Source organism: Acidimicrobiales bacterium (assembly GCA_035546775.1).
In the GTDB taxonomy this organism is placed as follows: Bacteria; Actinomycetota; Acidimicrobiia; order Acidimicrobiales; family JACCXE01; genus JACCXE01.
The window spans coordinates 31829-47577 of record DASZWD010000038.1; the positions used below are offsets into that span (position 1 = coordinate 31829).

14 protein-coding genes are annotated in these 15749 nt (G+C 69.0%); 12 read left to right on the forward strand and 2 right to left on the reverse strand.

Translation table 11 applies throughout. The annotated features are described in order from the left end of the window. The first annotated feature begins 3 nt into the window (after window positions 1-3). From VHC63_09305 to VHC63_09325, 5 genes are all read left to right on the forward strand, one after another. Window positions 4-900 (forward strand): glycosyltransferase family 2 protein, encoded by an 897-nt coding sequence (locus tag VHC63_09305; GenBank protein HVV36784.1) that lies wholly within the window; start codon window positions 4-6, stop codon window positions 898-900. Continuing rightward, window positions 897-2324 carry a hypothetical protein gene (locus VHC63_09310; GenBank protein ID HVV36785.1) on the forward strand — a complete coding sequence of 476 codons (1428 nt, stop codon included), beginning with the start codon at window positions 897-899 and terminating at the stop codon, window positions 2322-2324. The genes VHC63_09305 and VHC63_09310 overlap by 4 nt, the downstream gene beginning before the upstream one ends. Further along, window positions 2297-3757 carry a polysaccharide biosynthesis tyrosine autokinase gene (locus VHC63_09315; GenBank protein HVV36786.1) on the forward strand — a complete coding sequence of 487 codons (1461 nt, stop codon included), beginning with the start codon at window positions 2297-2299 and terminating at the stop codon, window positions 3755-3757. The genes VHC63_09310 and VHC63_09315 overlap by 28 nt, the downstream gene beginning before the upstream one ends. Beyond that, complete coding sequence (locus tag VHC63_09320) at window positions 3750-6281, forward strand: DUF4012 domain-containing protein (protein ID HVV36787.1); 2532 nt, start codon at window positions 3750-3752, stop codon at window positions 6279-6281. The genes VHC63_09315 and VHC63_09320 overlap by 8 nt, the downstream gene beginning before the upstream one ends. A gap of 85 nt (window positions 6282-6366) precedes the next feature. Beyond that, window positions 6367-6969: a hypothetical protein gene (locus VHC63_09325; GenBank protein ID HVV36788.1), complete on the forward strand. Its 603-nt coding sequence runs from the start codon at window positions 6367-6369 to the stop codon at window positions 6967-6969. On the opposite strand, the gene VHC63_09330 is transcribed toward VHC63_09325, so the two are convergent. Next, complete coding sequence (locus tag VHC63_09330; protein HVV36789.1) at window positions 6966-8090, reverse strand: sulfotransferase; 1125 nt, start codon at window positions 8088-8090, stop codon at window positions 6966-6968. The genes VHC63_09325 and VHC63_09330 overlap by 4 nt on opposite strands. A 40-nt stretch (window positions 8091-8130) precedes the next feature. Here VHC63_09330 and VHC63_09335 point away from each other — a divergent pair, with 40 nt between their 5' ends. Genes VHC63_09335 through VHC63_09345 form a run of 3 tightly spaced genes read left to right on the forward strand, consistent with a single transcriptional unit; the run spans window position 8131 to window position 11014 of the window. Then, complete coding sequence (locus VHC63_09335) at window positions 8131-9315, forward strand: serine hydrolase domain-containing protein (protein HVV36790.1); 1185 nt, start codon at window positions 8131-8133, stop codon at window positions 9313-9315. After that, window positions 9315-9725 (forward strand): hypothetical protein, encoded by a 411-nt coding sequence (locus VHC63_09340; GenBank protein HVV36791.1) that lies wholly within the window; start codon window positions 9315-9317, stop codon window positions 9723-9725. The genes VHC63_09335 and VHC63_09340 overlap by 1 nt, the downstream gene beginning before the upstream one ends. Before the next feature lie 11 nt (window positions 9726-9736). Next, window positions 9737-11014 carry an adenylosuccinate synthase gene (locus VHC63_09345; protein ID HVV36792.1) on the forward strand — a complete coding sequence of 426 codons (1278 nt, stop codon included), beginning with the start codon at window positions 9737-9739 and terminating at the stop codon, window positions 11012-11014. A gap of 82 nt (window positions 11015-11096) precedes the next feature. Here VHC63_09345 and VHC63_09350 read toward each other — a convergent pair whose 3' ends face one another. After that, complete coding sequence (locus VHC63_09350) at window positions 11097-11921, reverse strand: MurR/RpiR family transcriptional regulator (protein HVV36793.1); 825 nt, start codon at window positions 11919-11921, stop codon at window positions 11097-11099. A gap of 67 nt (window positions 11922-11988) precedes the next feature. Between VHC63_09350 and purD the strand changes: the two genes are divergently transcribed. The 4 genes from purD to VHC63_09370 form a co-directional block, all read left to right on the forward strand. Continuing rightward, complete coding sequence (gene purD, locus VHC63_09355; protein ID HVV36794.1) at window positions 11989-13218, forward strand: phosphoribosylamine--glycine ligase; 1230 nt, start codon at window positions 11989-11991, stop codon at window positions 13216-13218. Window positions 13219-13222: 4 nt separating this feature from the next. Next, on the forward strand, window positions 13223-13672 hold the full coding sequence (gene purE / locus VHC63_09360) for a 5-(carboxyamino)imidazole ribonucleotide mutase (GenBank protein HVV36795.1): 450 nt from the start codon (window positions 13223-13225) through the stop codon (window positions 13670-13672). Beyond that, window positions 13673-14968: an adenylosuccinate lyase gene (gene purB / locus VHC63_09365; protein ID HVV36796.1), complete on the forward strand. Its 1296-nt coding sequence runs from the start codon at window positions 13673-13675 to the stop codon at window positions 14966-14968. Next, a partial coding sequence (locus tag VHC63_09370; protein ID HVV36797.1) for a phosphoribosylaminoimidazolesuccinocarboxamide synthase occupies window positions 14968-15749 on the forward strand: 782 nt, incomplete at its 3' end. The genes purB and VHC63_09370, both read left to right, overlap by 1 nt.

Sequence of the window (15749 nt, forward strand, 5' to 3'; positions counted from 1 at the left end):
ACGGTGAACCCCGCAACGGCCGCGCGCGTCGGGGTTGTCATCGTGACGTACGCCTCGGGCGCCGACATTGGTCACGCGCTCGGCTCGCTGCCGACCGCGGCGATGGCGCGCGTCGTCGTGGTCGACAACGCATCACCCGACGACACCGTCGCGATCGTGCGCGCCCTCGACCTGCCGAACGTCGAGGTGGTCGAACAGGACAACGTCGGTTTCGGCGCCGGCAACGACGCCGGCCGGGCGCGGCTACCGGCGACGGCGGAGTTTGTCCTGTTTCTCAACCCCGACTGCGTGATCCAAGGCTCCGACATCGAGCGTCTCGTCGGCTACCTCGACGCCCACCCCACCTGCGCGCTCGTGGGTCCAGCGCTGCGCGACGCCGACGGGTCATTGCGCACCCCCGGCGGCACGTTGCCCACGCCCATGACCGAGTTGCGACCCCTGTTGCCCGCGCCGGTCGGCCGCTTCCTCGTCCGCCGCCAGCTCGACGGCGCGACGGCCCGGTCGGGCCCAGTGGGCTACGTGGAGGGAGCATGCATGCTGGCGCGCCTCGACGCCTTCGACGCCGTCGGCGGTTTCGACCGCCGCTACTTCTTGTGCTTCGAGGAAATGGATCTTGCGCACCGGCTCAGCGACGCCGGGTGGAGCGTTGACCTGTGCCTCGACGCGACGGCGACACACGCCGCGCAGCAGTCCCGCGCCCAGGTACGGGCGTTCAGCCTCTATCACCAGTTCCGCAGCCAGCGGCTGTATCTCGAGCGCTGGCACGGCGAGAAGGCGGCGCAGCGTTACGCGGCGGCGGCGGGTCTGTGCTGGTGGCTGCGCAAGGCGACGCGCAACCTGTCGGCCGCCGACTACCGCGTGTTGCGCGCGGCTTCCCGCAAGGCACAATTGCCCGGGTGAGCGACAACCGTCTCGCCGTTGCCGGTGTCGTCGCCGTGTTCTTCGTGGCCGCGTACGCGGCGCGGTACTCGGTTTCGATCGCGCTGGCGGTGTTGTTGTGGGGCATCGCCGCGACCGTCGCCCGTCGGCACGTGCGCGGTGCGGTTGTCGCCGGCCTCGCCTTCATCGCGATCATCCCCATCTATTGGGTGCCGAACATCCCTGGGAGCACCGTGGCGGCGTCGCCGGTCGTGCTCGTGTGCGCCACGCTGTTGCCGGCCGCGCTCGAACTGCGCCATCGAATCCGCATCGGTGTGCTCGACCGTCTCGTGATCGCTTACTCGGTGCTCGTCACCATCGCGTACCTCGTCAACACGTCGGGCGGCTTCATCGGCGCGATCACTGGGGCCCTGTTCTCGTCGCTCCTGCCCTACGCCACGTTCCGCCTGTTGAGCCTGCGCCGCGAGATGTCGACGTCGGCGGCGATCGGCGTGCTCATCGGCGCCGTCGTGTCGGCGATCGTCGCCGTGCGCGAGTACCGCGGCGTGAAGAATCCGTTCTTCGCCCTCTTCCCGCGCGGCCATGCTCACGCCTTCTTTGCCCGTGCCGACACGCGGCTCGGTCACCCGCGACCGGAGGCGTCGTTCGGCCAGGCGATCGCCCTCGGCATGTTCCTCGTGCTGGCGATCGTGCTCGTGCTCGGACTGGCCTGGCGCCGCGAGGGCAAGGCGCCCGTGCCCCGGCCCGTCCTGTACGGCGTCGCCCTGCTCAGCCTCTTCGCGCTTACCGAAAACCTCGTACGCGGCCCGCTGGTGATGCTCGCCTTCGCCGTCGTCGTCCTCCTTATCAGCGAGTCGCGTCGCGGCCATCACGGACGCGGCGTGGTTATCGCCGTCGGGCTCGCCGTACTGGTCAACGTCGGTTCGTTCGCCAACGTGCTCCAGTTGCGCGATCAGACGTTCAGCGAGGGCAGCAGCGTCAATCTCAGCGGCGAATACCGCGTCGAGATCTGGCACGTCGTGTCGGACCGGTCGAACTTCTCGCTCGTCGGCAAGCAGGTCGTCGACGAGGACGGCGTGGGCTTCACCGCCGCCGCCGGTCAAGACGTCGGCCTCAAGTCCTTCGACAACGCCTACGCGCTCATTTACATCGGCTACGGCGTGCTGGCGCTGCTGGTGTTCATGGCGATCGCCCTGCGCGTCGGCAAGGCGGCCTTGCTCGACCGGCTGGCCGTGATCGACCACGCGTGGGCCGCCGCCATCCTCGCCGCGTTCATCAACCTGATGACGGTGAACCTATTGACGCAGTTTGCGCACATCTTCTGGATCGGCATCGGTCTCATCGCGTCGGCGATCCAGCGCGCCGGCGACGAGGGTGAATCCGAAGAACCCCCGACCGCCGACTACCGTTTGTCCCCGTGGATCTCCAGGCCTTCGTCAGCCTGATTCGGCGACGCTGGCCGATCGTGGTACTGGCATTCGTCGTATGTCTCACCAGTTCGGCGGCGCTCTCCGCTTCGCAGACCAAGCAGTACAGCGCGACGGCGCGCATGTTCGTCAGCGTCCCCGACGTGATCAACGTGAGCCAGGCGGTGCAGGCGGTGCAGCTCACGTCTGACCTGATGCAGAGCTACGCCAAGATGGTCGACGCCAACATCACCACCGGGCGCGTCGCCAACCGACTCAGCGGGCGCATTCCTGCAGCGGAGATCCGCGGCAAGGTGTCGGCAGCCGCGATTCCCCAGACGCTGCTCATCGACGTGAAGGGCGGCGACTCCAGCCCGTCGCTGGCGGCCGACCTCACCAATCAAACGGCGGAAGCCCTGAGGTCGGTCATCGACCAGCTCGGCAAGCCGAGCGGCATCGAGGCGACGATCATCAGCCGGGCCTCTGTCCCGTCGAAGCCCGTGTCGCCCCAGCCGGCGCGCGACCTCGCCGTCGGGTCCTTCCTCGGCCTCGCTCTCGGCCTCGCCGTGGCGCTGGCGATGGACGCCCTCGACCGCACGATCCGGGAGGAAGAGGTCGCGTCGGAGATCTTCGGTGCGCCGGTGCTGTGTTCGATCCCCAAACAACGCAACCTCGCCGCCGACCCGCTCGTGGCGCTCAAGCCCGGCGGCTCGCCTACCGGTGAGGCCTACCGCGCCCTGCGTACCGCCATCCGGTTCCGCGAGTCGGCCCAAGCGCTCAAGACGGTGCTGGTCACGTCCGCCGCCGCCGGCGACGGCAAGTCGACGATCGCCTCGAATCTCGCCATCGCGATGTCGCTCGACGGTGCCCGCACCATTCTCATCGACGCGGACCTCCGCCGCACTCGCCTGAACTCCATCTTCGACATCGAGCCGGGCCCCGGGTTGACCGAGGTGCTCCTCGGCAAGATGCCGCTCGAAGACGCGCTTGTCCCGTTCAGCCGCGGCCTGTCGATCCTCCAGGTCGGCAACTACACGCTCAACCCGTCCGAAGCGCTCGGTTCGCAAGTGATGGTGAAGGTGCTCGAAGAGGCCAAGCGCCTCGCCGACATCGTGATCGTCGACGCCCCGCCGATCCTGCCCGTCGCCGACCCGGCCGTGCTCGCCGCGCTCGTCGACGGCACCGTGATCGTGTGTCGCTGGCATCGCACGTCGCTCCACGCCGCCGGTTCGACGCGCTCGATGCTCGACAACGTCGGCGCCGACGTCATCGGGGTCGTGCTGAACGCCGAAGGCGGCGGGCGCTCGAACAACTACTACCGCCACTACTCCAACCGGCCGCAGCATCGTCGCGGCGAAAGGCAGCCGGCGGCCAAGCCGGCATCGGTGCCCGAGGCTTCGGCCAACGGTGCCGGCAACGGAGCCGCCAACCCATCGGCGACCCCGGGCGCTCCTGCCAAAGATGGTGGGTGACGCCTGGCTTCTCGGCGTCGCGATCTTCCTGACGCTGATTACCGCCGGCGCCCTTTCTCTCTACGAAAACCAGGCCACCCGGCGCGGCCTGCGCTTCCGCCGTTTCGAACGACCGGGCGCTACCGCCCTCATCGTCGGCTTCAGCCTGGCCGCGCTCGTGACCGGCAAGCTCGGCCAGAGCTGGTTCGTCCTGCCGGCCGCCGCCTTCGCGGCGTTGTCGGGCACCTTGTTGTTGCGCCGCGGCGGGCGGCTCCTCTCGTTCGTCCTGCTGTGGGCGATGGCCGCCGTGGTGGTGTTCTGCCTCGACGCCCAGATGCCGGCCTACGGGATCCGCGCCGTCGACGTCGTGTTCACCGGGCTGCTGCTGGCGTGCTTCGCCAGCCTGATCCGCGAACTCGACATCCTCGGGTCCGCTGGCTGGTTCGCTGCGGTCGCCGCCGCCGTCGGCACCGCGGTCGTCGCGTACACGGCGCACAGCACGAAGGACGAACGCGTCGCCGTCCTCGTGGCCGGCGCGGTATTCGCCGTCGCCGCGGTGTCACCGTTCGGCTCGGGGATGTTGGGCCGTATGGGGTCTCGCCTCGCGGGCCTCGTGATCGGTGGCCTTGCCATTCGCGCCGCGGTCGGCTCGCCGGTGGGCATGGTGGCCGTCGTCGCCGGCGGCATCGTGTGCGCCCTCGCCTACCTCGTCACGCTGGAGTCGCCCGACCGCGGCCGCGCCTTCATCGGGGTCCTCCTCGCCGGCGGTGTCGCCGTGGCCGCCGCCGTCCCGGCGGCGGTTGCGCTGCTCGACGTGTACCGGCCGATTCACCGCGCGGTCGCCGTCAGCCGCGGTCTGGTGAAGGCCGACGCCGGGCAGCTCACGACGACGAGCGCGCAGCTCGGAGGCTTGCAGCACACATTCGCCTCAAGCGCCGCCCGCCTCGACAAACCAACGGTCACCGTTGGGCGTGTCGTTCCGTTCCTCAGCGCCAATCTCGACGCAGCCAAGACGAGCGCACAGGTGGCGGCCAACCTCGCCGGCTCAGCGCGTCGGCTCATCGACGCCGTCAACGTGAACGCGGCGGGCGTGCACCAAGCAACGGTCGAGCGCGCCGCGCTGGCGCAGCTGATCGACGGACTCACGGCGGTGCAGAAGGACGTGCACCGCGCGGATAGCCAGCTCGGATCGGGCCAGAACGCCGAACTGCTCGTGCCCGAACTGCGCACCGGCGTCGCCGACCTGCGCACGCAGGTGCACTCCGTCGACCGCCGCGTCACGACGTCACTCGCGGGCGCCCGCCTCGCCGACACCCTCCTCGGCTTTGATCGCCCGCGCCGGTACTTCATCGCCGTGCAGAACAACGCCGAGAGCCGCGCCACCGGTGGCTACATCGCCAACTACGGCATCCTCGTGGCCGACCACGGCCGTATCACGCTGCCGCAGTTCCGCCGTACCTCGGAGTTCGACGCCAAGGGCGCGCCCCGGCGGACGCTCAACGCGCCGAAGGACTACCTGCGTCGCTACTCGCGTTTCGACGTCGATCGCGAGTGGACGAACGTCAACATGTCGCCCGACCTCCCGACGATCGGCAAGATCATCGCCGACCAGTACCGCCAGTTCAGCGGCACGAAGGTCGACGGCGTCGTCACCGTCGATCCCCTGGCGCTGGCCGGGTTGCTGCGCTTGACCGGGCCGGTGCGCGTCGCCGACTGGCCCGTGCCGATCACGGCGGACAACGTCGTCAAGATCACGCTGCACGACGAGTACATCGCCTTTGACAACCAGCTGGACAATCGCATCGACTTCCTCGGAACGGTCGCCAAGACTGTGTTCGACCGCCTGACCAACGGGGGCCTGGTCGACCTCGTGCGCGCCGGCAACGTCATCCACGACGCAACCGCGACGCGTCACCTGCAGGTGTGGTCGGCCGACCCGGCCGCGCAGCGCTTCTTCGTGGCGACGGGGGCCGCCGGCGCCATCGGTTCGCTGCGGGGTGACGCGTTGATGGTGACGACGCAGAACGCCGCGGGCAACAAACTCGACTACTACCTCCATCGGTCGATCACCTACGACGTCAACGTGAGCACTGTCGACGGTCGCCGCCGCGTCGACGGCACGCTGACGGTGGCACTGCGAAACGACGCCCCCGCCGGGGGCGAACCGAAGTACGTGATCGGACCGTTCGACAGCCGCTTCAAGGCGGGGCAGAACCGGCTATTCGTAACGGTGTATTCGCCGCTGGTGGCGTCGGCCGCGACGATCGACGGCAATCCCCTCGAGGTGCAGGGTGCGCCCGAGTTCGGCCGCTTCGCCCAGTCGGCGTTCGTCGACGTGCCGCCCGGAACGACCCGCACCCTCGTGTTCCGGCTCGGTGGCGTCATCCGCGACGGCGACGGTTACCGGCTCGACATCGTGCGCCAGCCGCTCGTCTACGACGACGCATTCTCGCTGCATCTCAGCGGCGTCACTCCCCGCGATCTACGCGAAAGTGGTCCGCTGTCGCACGATATTCATCTGGAAATCCCCTATTCGGGCAGCTAGTTCCCACAATTTTTGCTCACCTGTGTCACACTTGTGCGGGCGGAATTTCGGCGCACGCGCCCAAAGCTGAGGAAAAGTCAAACCTGTGTTCAAGAAAACTCTCCTGTTTCTGGTCACGGCGCTCATGCTCGCCTCCGCGAGCGCGGCCCTGGCCCAGACGGGCACGTACCCGGCCAATTCCGCGATCGTCGTGCGCGACGTCAACGGCAACATCGTCGACGGCACCCACGGCCTCCACGTCGGCGATCCGATGCACATCCACTCGACGGGCTGGAAACCCGGCAGCTCCGTCGCCTTCGACTTCTTCTCGACGGTCATCCACCTCGGTGACGTCAACGCCGATGCGAGCGGCGCGGTCGACGCCACGTTCCCGGTGCCCAACGTCGAGCCGGGTCAGCACACCCTGCGGCTCACGGGCATCGGAGCCGACGGCAAGCCCCGCACCGTCGACTACCCGATCCTCGTGGTGCCGGCGTCGCAGGTCCTCGGTTCGACACTCGACAGCTCGGGCAGCTCGTCGGCGCTCGGTAGCTCGGGCGGCACGTCGACGGGGACGGGCGGCGTGTTCGGCAAGACGGGTCTCGACCACGCCCTCGACATCGCCGGGGTCGGTCTCGCCTTGCTCGCCGTCGGTCTCGTGCTGTCGCTGGCGGTGCGCCGCTCGCGGCGCGAAGACGCGCTCGTCTAGAGCGCTTCGACTAACACCGCCGCGCCGCGGCGGACGACGACGCGCACGACCACCCGCTCGGATTGCGTCGTCACGAACGTCAGCGTTGCGGCGTCGCCTACCACCCGCCGCTGCGTGAGCCGGGCGTCGGCCAAGTGGGCGAAGGAGGCATCGGTTCCGGCCACCAGACCGGCCGCCACGTCATCGGCAACGCGTCGCACGGCGCGTTCGTCGTCGCCCCGACGACGCATTAAGCGTCGCCGGCCGGGTCTTGGCCGGGGCTGGGCGGCCGCCGCGCGCACTTCCTCCGCGGTCGCGTAGCCGAGTTCGACGAGCAGATCGCCGGCGGCGACGGCCACCGCGCGTTCGGCCAGCGCGTCGCCGGCGTGCTTGCGCACGCCGACGCCGGGCGATTGTGGCGACGTGTGGACCGGGGCGCGCCCGAACTCCGCGGCCGCCGTGCACAGGGCGTCATCCGCCGCCAGGCCCAAGTGGTCGAAGATGCGCGCCAGCATCCCTGCGGTATCGGCGACGACGTCCTCGTAACGCAGTTCCAGATAGGCCAGCGAGCCGAAATGGGCGCGGACGTCGCGCACCGACGCCGCCCACGCCGCCGCGGCCCGATCGGCGTCGGCGAACTCGGCGTCGGTGGCGCCCCACAGCTCACGCTGCGAAGCGGTGGCGTCGCGGCCGTCGCGAATGATGTGGACGTAGCGGGCGTCGGGATACAGCGCCGCCTGGAGCGCCGCCTGCAAACGATGGTTCGGCGTCTTCTCCAACACCATGCGAGCCTCCGGACGCGTGGCGGCGCGTTGGGTCTCGAACACGTGGTCGCACAACGCTCGGGCACCGGTCAGCAGCTCGGGGCGCGCCACCCACGTCGACAGGTGCGACATGCCATTCGGGTGCTCGAAGTTCGCGAACACGGCCGGCAGCCCCTCGCAGAAGAGGTGACTCTCGCCCCCGGTCGCCAGGTCCGGATGCACGTAGAGCAGTTGCTGTAGCCACGTCGTACCACTGCGGGGGGCGCCGACCACGAACGCCACGCGTTGGTACAGCGGACTGGTCGCGGGGTCGAACGTCGCGTGCCGTTGTGCCGGGTCGGCGAACGCGTCGTAGATGCTCTCGCGGCGCGCCTCCACACGAAAAGCGTAGGTCTGCAAAAGTCAGAACATGGAAAGCGTGAAGGTCGAGGTTCCGACCGGCATGGTGGTGGGGGAATACGACGGGCGTTTCGCGCCGGTGGTCGACCAGTTCGTCGACAATTTCCACACGCGTGACGAGGTCGGAGCGTCCTTGTGCGTGTCGTTCGAAGGCGAGACGGTCATCGATGTCTGGGGCGGCGCGGTCGACCGCGAGCTCAGCGCCCCGTGGGACGCCGACACCATCTCGATCGTGATGAGCTGCACCAAGGGCGCGGTGGCGTTGTGCGCCCACGTGCTGGCGAGCCAGGGCCTGCTCGACATCGAGGCGCCGGTGCGCGAGTACTGGCCGGAGTTCGCCACCAACGGCAAGGAAGACGCGACGGTGCGCATGATGCTCGACCACTCGGTCGGCGTTCCGGCGATTCGCGGTGAGCTGCCGGGCGACTTCATGATCCACTGGGATCAGGTGGTCGAGCGCATCGCCGCCGAAGCACCGTTCTGGGAGCCGGGCACGCGCAACGGCTACCACCTCATCAACTTCGGCTGGACGGTGGGCGAGCTGATCCGGCGCGTGTCGGGGAAGTCGCTCGGCACCTTCTTCCAGGACGCCATCGCCCGGCCGCTCGGGTTGGACTTCTGGATCGGTCTGCCCGAAGAGCACGAGCCGCGCGTCTCGAACCTCATCCAGTCGCCGCCGCCCGAGACCGGCGGCCACGTCAGCCGCTTCATGAAGGTCGTGATGACCGAACCGGAGTCGGCGACGCGTCACGCCATGGCGAATCTGATGAGCCAAACCACGCAGGGCCGTGCGTGGCATGCAGCGGAGATCGGCGGCGGTGGCGGCATCACCAACGCCCGTGGTCTGTGCGGGATGTACACGCCGCTGGCGCTCGGTGGCGGCAACGTGATCGACCACACAACCCTCGAGCGGGCACGCCACTGCTCGGTGGCCACCAACGTCGACGCCACGCTGCAGATCGCCACCCGCTTCGGCCTCGGCTTCATGCTGTCCATGGACAACCGCGACAAGTACGACAAGGACTCCGTCGTGATGGGGGAGCACGCCTTCGGCCACGTCGGCATGGGTGGCTCGATCGGCTTCTGCGACCCGTCGCTCGGCTTGGCGATGGGCTACACGATGAACCGGATGGGCCCCGGCATCCTGCTCAACGAGCGCGGCCAGTCGCTCGTCGACGCGGTGTACGCGGTCGCCGCCCTCTGATGGCCCGGGTTGCCTCGGCGTTGTTGTGCGACGCCGCCACCGTGCGCGAAGGCCTGCTCCACATCCTCGGGGGCGGCATCACGCGGCTACACCGCGCCGAGTTCCCGGCGCCGATGCAGGTGACGCTCGTGGCCCAGGTGGTGCTCACGCCCACCGAGATCCAGTTCGCCCACGACGTCACCGCGGTGATCCAGACCGAAGACGGCGACGTCGTGGTCCAAGCCAACGGGCATCTCGAAGCCGGCCAACCCAACCCGCTGCTCGAGCCGGGCGAATCGGTCATCCTTCCGCTCGTCATCAACCTCCACAATGTCGTGGTGCCGGCGCCGGGCGGCTACAGCATCGAAATCTCGGTCGACGAAGTCCACCAGACGTCGCTTACTTTCCGGGCGGTGGCCGCCGCCATCTAAGCTTTTCCTACGTGCCAGCGACTGTCGTAGTGGGGACGCAATGGGGCGACGAGGGGAAGGCCAAGCTGACCGACCTCCTCGCCAAGGAAATGTCGATGGTGGTGCGCTACCAGGGCGGTCACAACGCCGGGCACACCATCGTGGTGGACGGTGAGAAGTACGCCCTCCAGCTCGTGCCGAGCGGCGTGCTGTACCCGCACACGACACCGGTGATCGGCAACGGCGTGGTCGTCGACCCCGCCGTGCTGCTCGACGAGATCGACCGGCTGACCGCCCGCGGCATCGACTGCTCACGGCTGCGGATCTCGGGCAACGCCCATCTGATCATGCCGTACCACCAGGAGATCGACGCCCTGACCGAGCGTCGCCTCGGCAAGAACAAGCTCGGCACGACCAAGTCGGGCATCGGCCCCGCCTACGCGGATAAGGCGTCGCGCATCGGCCTCCGGGTGCAGGACCTCCTCGATCCCAAGATCTTCCGCGAGAAGCTCGAGGTCGTCCTCAAAGAGAAGAACCTCGTGCTCGCCAAGATCTTCAACCGGTTGCCGCTGTCGATGGACGCGCTGTACAAGCGCTACATCGAGGACTACGCCCCGCGCATCGCGCCGATGATCTGCGACTCGGTGTCATTGGTCCACGAAGCGCTCGAGCGCAACGAGCACATTCTGCTCGAGGGCGCCCAGGCGACGTTCCTCGACCTCGACCACGGCACCTATCCCTTCGTCACGTCGTCGAACCCCGTCGCCGGCGGCGCCTGCACCGGCGCCGGTATTGGCCCGCGGGATATCACGCGCATCGTCGGCATCGCCAAGCCCTACATCACCCGCGTCGGCGCCGGCCCGTTCCCGACCGAGATCCACGACGAACTCGCGGACGACCTGATCGAGCGCGGCCACGAGTACGGCACGAACACCGGGCGGCGCCGCCGCGTCGGCTGGTTCGACGCCGTGATGATGCGCCAGGCGGTGCGGCTCAACTCACTCACCGAAATCGCGCTGACGAAGCTCGACCTGCTCGATCCGCTTGACACGGTGAAGGTGTGCGTGGCCTACGAGGTCGACGGCAAGCGCTACGAGTACGCGCCGTACCACCAGAGCGACTTCCACAACGCCGTGCCCGTCTACGAAGAGTTGAAGGGGTGGAACACGTCGCTGACGAACGTGACTGAACCCGATCAGTTGCCTGCCGCCACCGCCGAGTACCTGAAGTTCCTCGCCGACCAGATCGGCATCCCGATCAGCTACGTCGGCACCGGCCCCGGCCGCGACCAGTTCGTCCACACGGCCTGAGCCCCCGCCTCTCCTCGCCAACTTGTGTTCTGTCGCACCCGAAACGGGTGCCACACAACACAGGTTTGCGCGGTGAGACAGGTCAGCGGCGGGGGCGCGCGGGTTTCGGGCTGCGTGACCGCAGCTCGCGGTACGCGAGGGCTCCGAGCGCGTTGAGGACGGCGCCGTCGACGGAGCGCGACACGTAGCGCTCGCTGTCGCTCACCGCATCGGGCGTGATCACGACCACGCGATCGGCGAGCGACGCCAGCGGCGACCGGCGCGCTGACGTGATGACCGAGAGGTCGGCGCCGCGTTCCTTCGCGGCGCGGGCGACGGCGAGAACCTCGGGCGTGCGACCCGAGCGCGACAAAGCGAGGACGGCACCCGAGCGATCGAGCAGCGTCGCGGCGACGAGTTGCGCTTGGGAGTCGGGATACCAGCCGACTCGAACGCCGAGCGCCAAGAACCGGAGGGCGGCGTTGCCGAGCAGTGACCCCGAGCCGCCAACCGCAGCGAAGAGCGCGACCTCGGCGTTGACCAACGCGCGGGCGATCGCGACCAGCGCCTCTGCTTCGACGGATTCGGCGGCGGCAGCGATCTGCTGCGCGTCGCCCAGCATGGAACGGCGGACCAGCGCGGCCTCCCCGGTGAGTTGAGGAGCGTCGTTCGCCGCCGCCAGCGTCGTCTTGGCGCCGCTGGCGCGCGCCGCCGCGAGCTTGAGCGCCTCGAAGCCCTCGAAGCCCAGGCGGCGGGACGTCCGCACGACCGTGGCAGGGTCGACGCCGGCCTCGCGTGCGATTGACGCGGTCGTCTCGTCGTCGAGCTGGTCGAAGCGCGCCAGGAGGACATCGGCGGCGCGGCGTTCCGCCGGCGGCAACTCGAGTGCCTCGGCGCCGAGCCGGTCGACGGGCAGCTGCAATGACATTGCAAACATCGTGCCAGGATTGCAACGCCGTTGCAACCCTTCCAACCGGCGGCTACAGTCGAGCGTGATGCGAGTCGTCGTCGTCGGATCCGGAGCCCGTGAGCACGCGCTGTGCGTGGCTCTCTCCCGGACGGCCGAGGTGGTCTGCACCCCCGGTTCGCCCGGCATCGAAGCGGTGGCCACCTGCGTCGACGACGACGCCGAGAAGCTCGAAGCCGACTTGTTCGTCGTCGGTCCGGAAGCACCACTGGTCGACGGGTTGGCCGATCGCCTGCGGGCGCAGGGCAAGCGCGTGTTCGGCCCCGGCGCCGACGGCGCCTTGCTCGAAGGCTCGAAGGCCTACATGAAGCAGGTCGTGCAGGCCGCCGGTGTGCCGTCGGCGCGCTACGCGCCCTTCGACGACGCCGACGCCGCGGTGGCGTACCTGCGTGATTCGGCGGGCCCCTACGTGATCAAGACCGACGGCCTGGCCGCGGGCAAGGGCGTCCTCGTGACCGACGACCTCGAAGTCGCCATCGCCGATGCGCGCGACAAGCTCTCGGGTGCCACCTTCGGCGGCGCCGGCGCGACCGTCGTGATCGAAGAGTGCATGACGGGACCTGAGCTTTCTGTGCTGGCGGTGTGCGACGGCTCCAAGTACGTGCTGCTGCCCGCGGCGCAGGACTTCAAGCGCATGTTCGACGACGACCAGGGTCCCAACACCGGCGGCATGGGCGCGTACACGCCGGTGCCCGGCGTCGACGTGGACGCGTTGGAGATCGGCCCCAAGTTCGTGCAGCCGACGCTCGACTACCTCCGCGCCCACGACGTCGACTATCGCGGCGTGCTGTATGTCGGGCTCATGCTCACACCGGAGGGCCCGAAGCTCGTCGAGTACAACGTGCGCTTCGGCGATCCGGAGTGCGAGGTCATCGTGCCGGGTCTCCAGGGCGACGTGGCCGCGCTGCTGGCGTCGGCCGCCGACGGCGCCCTCGACCCCTTCGGCGCCGGCCGGGCGCGCGACGCGGCGGTGATCGTGATGATCGCCAGCGACGAACCGGCGGGCGGCGTCATCACCGGCGTCGCCGCCGCCGACGCGATCGACGGCGTCACCGTCTTCCACGCCCGCACCACCCGCAACGCGGCGGGCGAACTCGTGACCGCCGGCAGCGGTCGCATCCTCGGCGTCTGCGGCCGCGGCCCGACGCTGCGCGCCGCGCGCGAGCGCGCCTACGCCGGCGTGGCCGAGATCTCCCTACCCGGCGGTTATCACCGCACCGACATTGCGGCGAAAGCCGTCGCAGAAAGCGAGAAGTAGAACCATGGCAAAGGTCGCGATCCTGATGGGGTCGGCCAACGACGAAGGCAAGATGGCGGGCGCGAAGGAAATGCTCGAGCGCTTCGGCGTCGAAGTCGACATGCACGTGATGTCGGCGCACCGCAACCCGCACGACGTCGGCAAGTTCGCCACCGGCGCCCGCGACGCCGGCTATTCGGTGCTCATCGGCGGCGCCGGCCTCGCCGCCCACCTCGCGGGCGTGCTCGCCGCGCACAGCTCGCTGCCCGTCATCGGCGTGCCGCTCAGTGGCGGCATCGCCAACGGCCTCGACGCCCTGCTCGCCACCGTGCAGATGCCCTCGGGCATTCCGGTGGCGACTGTCGCCGTCGACGGGTCGAAGAACGCCGGCATCCTGGCGGCGCAGATCATCGGCGTCAGCGATCCCGACGTGGCCAAGAAGATCGATGAGTTCAAGGCGAACGGTGCCCGCTAAGTGATCGGTCGTTACACCCGTCCGCAGATGGCGGCGCGCTTCGACGACGTGGCGCGCTTTGCGACCTGGCTCGAAGTCGAGATCCTCGCCGTCGAAGCCTGGGCGCGCCTCGGCGTCATCCCCGACGCCGACGCCGTCGCCCTGCGCGAGCGGGCGCCCAAGGTCGACGAGGAGTTCGTCGCCGCCGTCGCCGAACGCGAGCGCACCACCGACCACGACGTGGCCGCCTTCGTCGACGTCGTCCAGGAACGCGTCGGCGGTACCGCGGCGCCGTGGGTGCACTACGGCCTCACGTCATCCGACGTCGTCGACACCGCGCAGTGCGCCATGGTCACCGGCGCCATCGACGCGCTGCTCATCGGCATGGACGGCTTGGTCGCCGCGCTGATCGAACTGGCGAACGAGCACCGGCACACGGTGATGGTCGGGCGCACGCACGGCATTCACGCCGAGCCGATGACGTTCGGCGCCAAGGTGGCGCTGTGGGCCCTGCAAGCCGACCGCGACCGCACCCGGCTGCGCGCCGCCCGCGCGTCGATGGCCGTGGGCAAGCTGTCGGGCGCGGTGGGCACGTACAGCAACATCGACCCGGCGGTCGAGGAGTACGTGTGCGGCAAGCTCGGCCTCACGCCGGTGCCGGCCACGCAGGTGATCGCCCGCGACCGCCACGCCGAGTTCCTCTACGTGGTCGGCACCATCGGCGCCACACTCGAACTCATCGCCACCGAAGTGCGCCACCTGCAGCGCACCGAACTCGGCGAGGCGCGCGAAGCGTTCCGGGCCGGGCAGAAGGGTTCGAGCGCCATGCCCCACAAGCGCAACCCGATCAAGTCCGAGAACCTCACCGGGCTCGCCCGCGTGATGCGCAGCTACATCGGCCCCGGCCTCGAAGACGTGGCGCTGTGGCACGAGCGCGACATCAGCCACAGCTCGGTCGAGCGCATCGTGCTCGCCGACGCCGCCATCGTCTGTGACTACGCCATCGCCCGCGCCACCGACCTCGTCGCCAACCTCGTGGTCAACGTCGAGCGCATGCGCGAGAACCTCGACCTGTCCTACGGCTTGGTGTTCAGCCAGCCCGTGCTGCTGTCGCTCGTCGCCAGTGGCATGCTGCGCGACGAGGCATACCGCATCGTCCAGTCCTGCGCCATGGAAGCATGGGAAACCCGCACGTCGTTCCGCGCGCTGCTCGAAGCCCAAGGCATAGCCGCGGACGTCCTCGACGAGGCGTTCGACCTCGAACGCTCGTTGCGCAACATCGATCGCACATTCGACGCACTGAAGGAGATCTCTTAGTGGCCCGCACGCCCGTCTACTCCGGCAAGGTCCGCGACATCTACGCCGTGGGCGACGACAAGTACCTCTTCATCGCCTCCGATCGGTTGTCGGTGTTCGACGTCGTGCTTAACGAGCGCGTGCCTGACAAGGGCCGCGTGCTCACCGGCATGACGCACTACTGGCTCAACGAGCTGGCCGACCTGGCGCCGAGCCACATGATCACCTGTGACCCCGCCGAGATCGCGGCGGCGGGCGCGCCCATCGAAGAGGGCGACGCCGGCAAGGCGATGCTGGTGCGCAAGGCCGACATGCTCAGCATCGAGTGCATCGTCCGGGGCTACATCACCGGCTCGGCGTGGTCCGAGTACAAGAAGTCGGGAACGATGAACGGCACGAAGCTGCCCGCGGGCATTCAGGAGTCGGAGAAGCTGCCCGAGCCGGTGTTCACCCCCTCGACCAAGGCCGAGATCGGTGACCACGACGAGAACATTTCCTTCGAGCAGGCGGTCAACATCATCGGCAAGGAGAACGCCGAGCTGGCGCGTGACCTCTCCGTGACGGCCTACGTCCGGGCGTCGGAGCAGGCGGCGCAGCGCGGCATCATCCTCGCCGATACGAAGTTCGAGCTTGGCTGGATCGACGGCAAGCTGTCGTTCTGCGACGAGGTGCTCACGCCCGACTCCTCGCGCTTCTGGCCCGTCGACGAGTGGAAGCCGGGCGTGACGCCGCCGAGCTTTGACAAGCAGCCCGTGCGCGACCTGCTCGCGGCGACGGGTTGGAACAAGGAGCCGCCGCCGCC